Origin of the sequence: Psychrobacter urativorans, assembly GCF_904846695.1 — a bacterium.
Classification (GTDB): domain Bacteria; phylum Pseudomonadota; class Gammaproteobacteria; order Pseudomonadales; family Moraxellaceae; genus Psychrobacter; species Psychrobacter urativorans.
In genome coordinates this window covers 75,092-82,233 of sequence record NZ_CAJHBR010000017.1, presented here as the reverse complement: position 1 = coordinate 82,233, position 7,142 = coordinate 75,092, and the positions used below count along the sequence as shown (strand labels likewise).

Genomic DNA, 7,142 nt, shown 5'->3' with positions numbered 1-7,142 from the left:
TAAATCCCATCGAGAAGAAGTGGGCTCAAGTGAAGTTTTTACGCCAAGGTTGGATGGAAAATGACTTATCTAAATTGTTTTATGATATTCATCCAAAACATAACTCTTTTGTAGTGCAGTGACTATATATAGCGCATCACAAGACATCAAACTTAACCCAAATATCATTAAGCCTGTTACTTTATATAAAGCATTCATTGCAACTCCTTATTTTATATTTCCATAGTCTCTCGTTAAGTATGGAGGCGTTATATCCACTGCCCAAACCATAACTTAATCTTTTCCCAAAATGATGTTTGAGGATGGTTTTCTTGTTCGGACACACTTTTATTGGCGTTGCTAGGGAACGTCGCGTTCAGCTTATTGCAGGTAGGATATTTGGCTTGCAGCTGCTGTAAATAATATTCCTGATCCTCTCCTATAAATCCATCTAATATGCCGATACCATCGTGGCTATCATGGCGACAACTGCCGTTTTCTCGGTTCCATGCTAAAAAAGACACTAAAGGTTTGCCAATTATTAATTTATCGTCTTTACAGTCTAATGTTGCCAGTGATACTACCGTATAGTCTGCTGGTTTCCCGCCATCTTGGTTATAAGCCAAACCAATAATTAAGTCATTGGGCTGAATACTTTTGAAGTCAGAATGAGTTTGCCATTGCTCAGGCTTAGAGTAAAAAAACCACATTCTAAGGGTACGAAAGACAAAGCGTGGATTACTAAATTGCAAGTCGAAGCCTTTTTGCTGATTATCCATTAATGTGGGCTGCGATGATTGCAGACGAGCAATAAATACATCGTTTGGTGAATGCGGCATACAAGCCCATACCGTTTGCATGGACAAAAATAGTATGATTAAAATAGGCAGGCGATATAAAAAACGCATTTTATAATCCTTTTTTCAAAAATCAGTCACCTGAAGTTTATTAGGTGCGACTAATAAATCGATAAATATCAGCACATAATGTCCAAACAAACCAAATCAATATCGCAGCACACAAACCAAAGCCAATAATAATAATGCTTATTCTAATACCGAAATCCAGATTGCCATTCCAAATATAGGGTGCAATAGGTGGTCCCATGGTGGCAGCAAAAGCTAATAAGTAGCCTGATATCATGGTAAAGCCTGCAATCATAAAACGTATCGCTGTTATTATTGCCGTATCAACCCAGGTATCACCCCTTTTATGTTTTAGAAACTTAAACATGGTTATCCTTATAGTTAGCTACTTAACTCCCTATCTATTTCTATTGCCTTCAATTAAGGCTTATTCACTTGCCCTAAGAATAATATCGCATCGGTTTTGTTATCTTTTATGATAAACATAAATGGATGATCGGCTTTAAATTCAATAGGATAAGACATACCAACGTACATACCTACAGCACCCGCTGCTGCTGCCGCTTCTGTGCCTTTTTCATCGACGGTGACTACTGCTTGATGATAAACCTCATCGAGCTTTATCGGTGGGCCATCAGCATATAAGTTAAATTCAGCCCCATTATTAAACGCTCTTGGCATACCCATATCAGCGAGCAATGTTTTCATCTGATAGCGCGCATCTAACTTAAACTTTGGCAGATGAAGGCTCACCTCTTGTCTTACTAAGCCTGCACGCCATTGCTTAATCTTAGTTGCACTTAAACTCTTAGCTAATTGCTGCATAGCAAGTTTATGATTGAGTTTGGGTAATACTACGAGCATAGATAGGTCATCGCCTTTATAAGGTAGTTGCACGACCTGTATATGTTTGTCCTCATAATAGTCAAAATAAGACTGTTGCCGCATCATCTGGACACTAGAGGCTCTACCGATAGCATTATAAAAAGGCTGGGTACTGGTCCTTTCGGCGGTAAAAGGCAGGGTCCAATCGCCTTTAAAATAGATGGCATTGGTTAGCACCACGGCAGTATCAGATTTAATGCTACCCTTAGGTAGTAATGCAGGGATCAATTGATTGGTTTTCTCAGCAATTCTTTTATTAATCATCTGACGCGCAGGATCAGGACTGCCTTCAAAATCAACAGCGGTCACTTGGCCGCTGTAATAACGTTGCACGGTGTCTATGTAAGATTTAGTGGGTGTTAACCCTTGTTGCATCCATAAGTCATTGACCGTGACCAGCTTGTAGTCGGGATTGAGTTTATTGAATTGGTTGTAGAGCGCTGCACTATTAGGGTTGAGGATAGTTGGTACTGGATAATGAAAAGTCTTCTGAATTTGCGCTTTCGTTTCCTCTTCGGCTGCGGCATATAGCATGGCCATCGCAGTAGACAAGCTATACGGTGAGAAAAAAACGTTGTCATCTGCTTGCTCAGGCTGCCCATTTATCTGCTGATACATGTCAATGGCGAATTGGTTATTGGCAGTGATGACTTCAGCTATACCCTCTGGTGTCGAGATCAAAGCCTTTCCCTCAATAGGAGGCGCTTGAGGGTTAATAGTTGACTGATTATGAGGAATGGTATCTGTTACAGCACCCGCTCTATTATTTCTTATAGTATTGTCACAGCCACTGACACCCAACACTAAGCTAGTAATAGCTAAGGCGCTGATAATACGATTATGGGCTGGATATTTAAAATAGCGAAGTGGGTCATTTTGCATATCAGGCTCAACAATAAATTATAATTAAAAGAATGGCTCTATTTCGGCTGCTGTATAGGAATCCGCAAAGATATATATAATTGACGGTTTTAAAATAACTGATTTACTTTGTATTCATCATCCCATCTCTTTTGTATTAACGTTTTTAGCTCCTCTTCACTTTGTAATGTGCTGAAATCTTCCCCGTACCACTCTATTAGAGCGTCCTTTGTTATCTTGTATTGTTGATTATCGAAATTAAATGTTATCCACTCTGCATTTTGAATCAACGCAAATAAGTAAGTGGCATTATATATTACAGTTCTTTTATCATTGTTTTCTGACTCTGACCCGTCATAATTTAAGATGATCCCATAGGGCATCTCTTTGGTTTTAAGCTCGAGCCCTCTGAAGTTATCTGATTGCATAGAGCGATTTACAATATTGATGACTGCACTATTATCACCAACATAGGCATTCTTGTATTGAAACACATCTTCTTCAGTGGTCTTCGTATCACATCCACTGGCAGCTAAGATCACTAACAGTGAACACGATAATAATTTAAGCATTCTGTTCATAATATCTCGTCAATAGTTATTTACGTCTTAGTGTCATCATTCGCTAACTTAAGCCTTATTAACCTGACCCAGAAATAATATCGCATCGGTTTTGTTATCTTTAATCATAAAAATAAACGGATGATCAGCTTTGAAAATAACTGGGGGAGCAGGTGCAGAAACTGCTACAGCCACAATGCCTGTCGCTGCTGCCGCTTCGGTGCCTTTTTCATCCACAATAACTACCGCTTGATGATAAACATTGTCAATCTTTGTCGGCGTGCCATCTTCAAATAAGTTAAAATCAGCCCCTTTTTGAAAGGCTTTTGGCATACCCATATCCGTGAGTAGGTCTTTCATCTTATAGCTTTCTTCAAGCCTGAACTTTGGCAAGTAAAGGTTCACTTCTTGAGTGACTAAGTCTTTATTCCATTGTGTAATCTTATCAGCGCTCAAATCACGCACCAGCTGCTGCATGGCTGCTTTGTCTTTTGATTTTGGCAATACCACTAGCATGGATAAACCCTCACCCTTGTAAGGCAATTGCACGATCTGCACTTGCTTATCCTCGCTATAACCAAAATCTTCCTGTAGTTGCATCATTTTTACATTAGAACTTGTACTCACATGGTTATAAAAAGGCTGCTCACTGGTGCTCTGAACCTCGAAAGGCATCTCCCAATCGCCCTTAAAATAAACCGCATTGGTCAATACGGCAACCGTGATGGGCTTGATACTGCCCTCGGGTAGTAACTCAGGAATCAATTGGTTAGTATGCTGAGCAATTTTTTTATTAATGATAAGCCGCGAAGGATTAGGATTACCTTCAAAATCAAGGGTGGTCACTTGACCGCCATAGTAACGTTGTACGGCATCGACATAGGATTTAGTGGGCGTTAACCCTTGCTGCATCCATAAGTCATTGAGTGTGGCGAGCTTATAATCAGGATTGGGTTTGTTAAATTGATTATAGAGCGCGCCGCTATTGGGGTTGAGAATATCCATTGAGGGGTAGTAAAAGGTCTTCTGAATTTGCGCTTTTGTTTCCCCTTCCGCTGCGGCATACAGCATTGCCATCGCCGTAGATAGGCTATAGGGCGAGAAAAATACGTTTTTATCTGCTTGGTCAGGTTGACCATTTATCTGCTGATACATAGCAACGGCAAATTGATTGTTGGCAGTAATGACTTTTTCGATGCCGTCTGAAGTAGAAGCGTCATCATCAGCAGCAATAAAATCAACCGGACTATCTGCTCGAGCGTCAGCGTTGCTTTTAGCTTTAACTGGTAAGGATGATTTATCTGAATTTGATGTGGTATTGGCTACGCTGTCAGTAGGTTTAGATTCTTTCGTAGTGGTGTCACAACCACTGACCACTAATAATAGGCTGCTGATAGCCAATGCACTTATGATACGGTTACCATGTGCTTTTTTAAGATAACAATACTGGTTATTCTTCATATCTGCTTCACTAATAATGTAGAGTTAAGATGATGCCATTCTAGTATCATCTCCATACAATTGTTTAGTGTATTTTGGTAAGCAGACCCATCTATCTATTTATTTATGCTGACCTACTTTTAAGAAAAATGCAGACACAAAAAAACCCCAAGTAAATGAATACTTGAGGTTGAAACTTTGCTTAAACTTAAAAAGTTAACTAAGTTTTAAATATGGCGCAGCGGACGGGACTCGAACCCGCGACCCCCGGCGTGACAGGCCGGTATTCTAACCAACTGAACTACCGCTGCTAAGGTCGTTTTAGTTTATTTAACCACTCAGTGTACTACTTAAGAGTAACACTATACTAAATAGTGGTGGGTGATGACGGATTCGAACCGCCGACATTCTGCGTGTAAGGCAGACGCTCTACCAACTGAGCTAATCACCCTGAGAACCGTTAAAAAATTGCATCGCAATTTTAGGTTCGCAAGGAAAATCCTTTAAATAGGATTTTCTAGAATTTCCAAAACATTGCTGCTTTTTCCACTCTATTCGAAATCCTGTAATAAGGATCTCTTAGAAGTTCTAATAGCTAAAGTTGTCACCCTCTAACCTCTCAAAACCTCCAACAGCTAATTAAAGCCCCTTGTAACTAATTAAAGCCCCTTGCTGTGGGTGTGTATTATATACAAATCCTATGCCCTGTCAAATATTATTTAGCAATTTATGGCTTATTTTTTAACTGCTAGCCAATAATAACAGCAAGCAGTTGTTTTTATTGACTTTATATCTTTGCTAAAACAGTGCATTAATTGTTTATTTACTCGCCAATAGTATCTAGTTGCTATTTACTAACTGCCAATGCCTTTTCAATATCTGCTTTGATAGCTTCAGGCTTAGTCACTGATGCATAGCGATCAATAACTTGTCCATCACGGCCAATCAGAAACTTAGTAAAGTTCCATTTGATACCATCGGTTAATAGACCGCCTTTTTGTTCCTTTAGCCAATTAAAGATAGGATGAGCGTCTTCACCATTGACATCGACTTTGGCCATCATAGGAAAGCTTACGCCATAGTTCTTTTGACAAAAAGCACCAATCTCATCATTACTGCCTGGATCTTGGCTACCGAATTGGTTACAAGGAAAACCAATAACCGTTAGACCTTGGTCTTTATACTGCTCATTAAGTGCCTCTAGGCCTTCAAATTGCGGAGTAAAACCACATTTGCTAGCGGTGTTAACTACCAGCAGTACTTGTCCTTGGTAATCAGCGAAAGGTTGCGCTGTGCCATCCATACGTTCAGCGGTAAAATCATAGATATTACTCATTACTCTTCCTTAGTTTAATTATTGCTTATGATTGCTATATTTAAAGATGTTTAAACGTTAGAGCTAATGATCAATAAAAAAGTAAGGAAATCATTACAAGCTTCCTTACTATATATTAAAACACTAGATGTTAAAGCACTAGCAATCACTAGCTAGGAATGTAAGCTAATTAGTCTTCAGCTTTATCCAAGTCTATAGAGGCTGAATTGATGCAATAGCGCATACCAGTAGTCTCACGTGGACCATCAGGGAATACATGTCCTAAGTGGGCTCCACAATTACTACAAGTGACCTCTGTACGGCGCATACCTAATGAATCATCGACATGCTCATCAATAGCAGCATTGTCGATACCTTGGTCAAAGCTTGGCCAGCCACAACCTGCATCAAACTTGCTAGTTGAATCGAACAAGTTAGCGCCACAACCCTTACAGCGATAGACACCTTCGTCCTCAGTATCGTTATAAACGCCAGTAAATGGACGCTCTGTGCCCTTCTCACGCATCACATGATACTCTTCAGCACTCAAGCGCTGTTTCCAATCAGCTTCTGTCAATTGGGTGATTTCTTCTTTGCTAAGTTGATTGTCTTGCATAACGTATTCCTTACTGTTTTTAGTTAACGGTAACCAACAAACTGATTGCAACATTCAATAATTGCTAGCTGCCTAATATATGGGTGTTTTACTGGCTGTTGCAAGGGTTGATAGGTGGTTTTTACTAAACTTACACTCGATAAGGTAACTCCTAATCTATAGCTGTCTATTACTCTTAACTGTCTACTAAGCTAAGCTTTAACAAGTTTTTGTAACTACAAATTATGCCAGGAAATCATGCAGTATAGTGCTTAGCGTTCCTATGATATAGGGTGCAGCTCAATATCTATCAGCGGTTAATTGCAAACGTTTCAGAAAGCTTACAAATGCAAGAATATCTTGCATTAATAATGTTATAAAGTGCTTGCAACCTTAAAGCAAATGCAATAATATCTTGCATTAAGCACTGAAAAAAGTCGGCTTATTCTAACAAGTTAAGCGCTAAGCACCCACTGTAATACTTAAATACCCTTATAAGATCCGTTTATAATTCTATGTAACCTAATCAGTATCCTGATGACTTATTATCAATGACTTTTAGTAGTTGACCTTTATCGTCGTTATTCTGATTAACAGTAATTGCAAACCGTCAACTATAGAGTAGTTCATATGGCTTGCCC

Annotated in this window: 7 protein-coding genes and 2 tRNA genes; all 9 read right to left on the bottom strand. The window is 39.3% G+C overall.

Going from position 1 to position 7,142, the window contains the following annotated elements; translation table 11 throughout:
- Positions 1-248: 248 nt before the first annotated feature.
- The 9 genes from JMY09_RS11190 to msrB all read right to left on the bottom strand — a co-directional run bounded on the left by JMY09_RS11190 (position 249) and on the right by msrB (position 6,522).
- A complete protein-coding gene (locus JMY09_RS11190; protein ID WP_227677294.1) occupies positions 249-887 on the bottom strand; it encodes a hypothetical protein in 639 nt (212 codons plus the stop codon).
- A 40-nt stretch (positions 888-927) separates the two neighbouring features.
- The gene (locus tag JMY09_RS11185; RefSeq protein WP_201623671.1) at positions 928-1,212 is read right to left on the bottom strand and encodes a hypothetical protein; all 285 of its coding nucleotides are present in this window, start codon (positions 1,210-1,212) and stop codon (positions 928-930) included.
- A gap of 53 nt (positions 1,213-1,265) precedes the next feature.
- Positions 1,266-2,612 (bottom strand): serpin family protein, encoded by a 1,347-nt coding sequence (locus JMY09_RS11180; RefSeq protein WP_201623670.1) that lies wholly within the window; start codon positions 2,610-2,612, stop codon positions 1,266-1,268.
- A gap of 89 nt (positions 2,613-2,701) precedes the next feature.
- The gene (locus JMY09_RS11175; RefSeq protein ID WP_201623669.1) at positions 2,702-3,172 is read right to left on the bottom strand and encodes a DUF4825 domain-containing protein; all 471 of its coding nucleotides are present in this window, start codon (positions 3,170-3,172) and stop codon (positions 2,702-2,704) included.
- Between the two features lie 48 nt (positions 3,173-3,220).
- On the bottom strand, positions 3,221-4,612 hold the full coding sequence (locus JMY09_RS11170; protein WP_201623668.1) for a serpin family protein: 1,392 nt from the start codon (positions 4,610-4,612) through the stop codon (positions 3,221-3,223).
- 213 nt (positions 4,613-4,825) lie between these two features.
- Positions 4,826-4,902, bottom strand: a tRNA-Asp gene (locus JMY09_RS11165).
- Positions 4,903-4,966: 64 nt separating this feature from the next.
- Positions 4,967-5,042: transfer RNA gene (locus JMY09_RS11160), tRNA-Val, on the bottom strand.
- Positions 5,043-5,438: 396 nt separating this feature from the next.
- Positions 5,439-5,927, bottom strand: coding sequence for a glutathione peroxidase (locus JMY09_RS11155; RefSeq protein WP_201623667.1), 489 nt, complete (start codon positions 5,925-5,927; stop codon positions 5,439-5,441).
- A gap of 169 nt (positions 5,928-6,096) precedes the next feature.
- On the bottom strand, positions 6,097-6,522 hold the full coding sequence (gene msrB, locus JMY09_RS11150; RefSeq protein ID WP_201623666.1) for a peptide-methionine (R)-S-oxide reductase MsrB: 426 nt from the start codon (positions 6,520-6,522) through the stop codon (positions 6,097-6,099).
- Positions 6,523-7,142 lie beyond the last annotated feature (620 nt).

Bases quoted from the DNA above. Each gene is read 5' to 3' on its own strand.
- JMY09_RS11190 (WP_227677294.1), bottom strand. From the start codon at position 887: ATGCGTTTTTTATATCGCCTGCCTATTTTAATCATACTATTTTTGTCC.
- JMY09_RS11185 (WP_201623671.1), bottom strand. From the start codon at position 1,212: ATGTTTAAGTTTCTAAAACATAAAAGGGGTGATACCTGGGTTGATACG.
- JMY09_RS11180 (WP_201623670.1), bottom strand. From the start codon at position 2,612: ATGCAAAATGACCCACTTCGCTATTTTAAATATCCAGCCCATAATCGT.
- JMY09_RS11175 (WP_201623669.1), bottom strand. From the start codon at position 3,172: ATGAACAGAATGCTTAAATTATTATCGTGTTCACTGTTAGTGATCTTA.
- JMY09_RS11170 (WP_201623668.1), bottom strand. From the start codon at position 4,612: ATGAAGAATAACCAGTATTGTTATCTTAAAAAAGCACATGGTAACCGT.
- JMY09_RS11155 (WP_201623667.1), bottom strand. From the start codon at position 5,927: ATGAGTAATATCTATGATTTTACCGCTGAACGTATGGATGGCACAGCG.
- msrB (WP_201623666.1), bottom strand. From the start codon at position 6,522: ATGCAAGACAATCAACTTAGCAAAGAAGAAATCACCCAATTGACAGAA.